The following is a 1681-nucleotide window of genomic DNA, read 5'->3' as shown; positions in this document are numbered from 1 at the left end:
TGGGGCTGCTTCAGGCCCGCGACCTGGAGGATCGTCGGGTACAGATCGATCGGTCCGACGATGGCATCGCTGGTCGAACCGGGCTGGACCTGGCCGGGCAGACGCACCATCAAGGGAACTCGCTGACCTCCTTCATAGATTTTTCCTTTGCCTTCACGCAGCGGCGCGTTGTTGGTCGGTGGCTGTTCACCGGCCCATTTTTTCCAGTCCTGGACGAAGTCCCATTTCGGATGTCCCGGTTTGATGTTTTTCATCTGCCGGCTACCGGGCACGTTGCTGTGCGTGTTGCCGCCGTTGTCGGAATAGAAGATGAACAGCGTGTTGTCGGTCAATTCGAGTTCGTCGAACTTGTCCAACACACGGCCGAGGCTTTCATCGACGCTCTTGAGCATCGATGCCATGATCGGATTGTTCTGTCGGCCGTGCGGGTCGGTCTTTTCGGCGAATCGTTTGGTGTACTCCTCCTTGTGCCCCCACGGTCCGTGAACGGCGAAGTGCCAGAAGTTTAGAAAGAACGGTTCGTTTTGGTGGCTTTCGACAAATCGAATCGCTTCGTCGGTGAGCCGGTCGGTGATGTATTCTCCCGCCGGGCCATCGGTGATCGTTCCGACGTGGTGTTTTCCCGACGGCACTCCGTTGGCATGAACGCCATAAGGCGAAAAGTAGCTGGCCGGACCGGGGCTCGGTTCGGCGTGAAACGCGACTTCAAAACCGTGCTGCTCGGGCCAATGCTCTTGGCTCAATCCCAAGTGCCATTTCCCAAAATGCCCGGTCCGGTAACCTGCGCCACGCAACACTTCCGCCAAGCTGACCAGATTGAGGTCCAAGTAGTTCTTGCTGTTGGCGTAGATCAACGGACGGTTGGCAGGCGCTCGGGCGGGATACGCAGACGCATCGGCGGGCGCTGCCGGCTGATGTCCGGAGGCGGACGTGACGCGATGGCGAGAGGAGTACTGGCCGCTCAAGATCGAGGCACGCGTCGGTGAGCACAACGGGACGGCGTAAGCATTGGTGAAACGCATCGATTGCTGTTGCAACCGTTTCATGTTCGGCGTTTCGTAATACTGTGAGCCGTAAGGCGTGCTGTCCATCCAGCCCATGTCGTCGACCAGAAACAGGACGATGTTGGGTTGGGCTGCTGGTGATACATCGGCGGCGCACACCGTCATCGCCGTCGTGACGCTCATTCCCGCGATCAGGACGCCGAACCAAATGATCGTAAGTCGTTGTGTTTTCATGCGACTGACAACTGGAGGAAAAGAAAAGAACCTTGTCGAAACATTCCGCTGGATGGACTTCCACGCGTATAAAACTCGGACAATCAGGCGGGAAGCCCCTGTCGATTTTGACACACTACTTTGACATCCGCGCACCGAGCGGGACGAGTTCATTGAATCGATCGATCGGCTGGCGGGCCGTCCACGCCATCGCACGCATCAAGATCGTGCGGAAGATCGGATCGTCGAAGGTCCAGCTGTAATGGCCGGGAATGCTGACAAAGACTCTACCCGCCGAACGCTCGTACGCCCACATCTGCGGTCGCGCCTCGCCGTCTTCGATGCTGGTCGCGAACAAGGTGACGTCCTGTGGCTGTCCCGTCAGTCGCCAATAGCTTTCATCATACAGCTGCAGCGGCTCGATGTTGCGCATGATCGGATGGTCGGTGTTGTGGACGTTTAAC

2 protein-coding genes are annotated in these 1681 nt (G+C 57.9%); both read right to left on the bottom strand.

Annotation, left to right across the window (positions count from 1 at the left end; all coding sequences use genetic code 11):
- The coding region (locus tag ABX749_RS31980) for a sulfatase (RefSeq protein WP_372899606.1) at nt 1-1238 on the bottom strand (1238 nt) is incomplete at its 3' end.
- A gap of 115 nt (nt 1239-1353) precedes the next feature.
- Nucleotides 1354-1681, bottom strand: a 328-nt coding sequence (locus ABX749_RS31975; RefSeq protein ID WP_372899605.1) for a ThuA domain-containing protein, incomplete at its 5' end; no start/stop codon positions are given.

Source organism: Stieleria sp. (assembly GCF_041595215.1).
In the GTDB taxonomy this organism is placed as follows: Bacteria; Planctomycetota; Planctomycetia; order Pirellulales; family Pirellulaceae; genus Stieleria; species Stieleria magnilauensis.
Note: the sequence above shows the minus strand (reverse complement) of the source record. Positions and strands in the feature narration are given on the sequence as shown.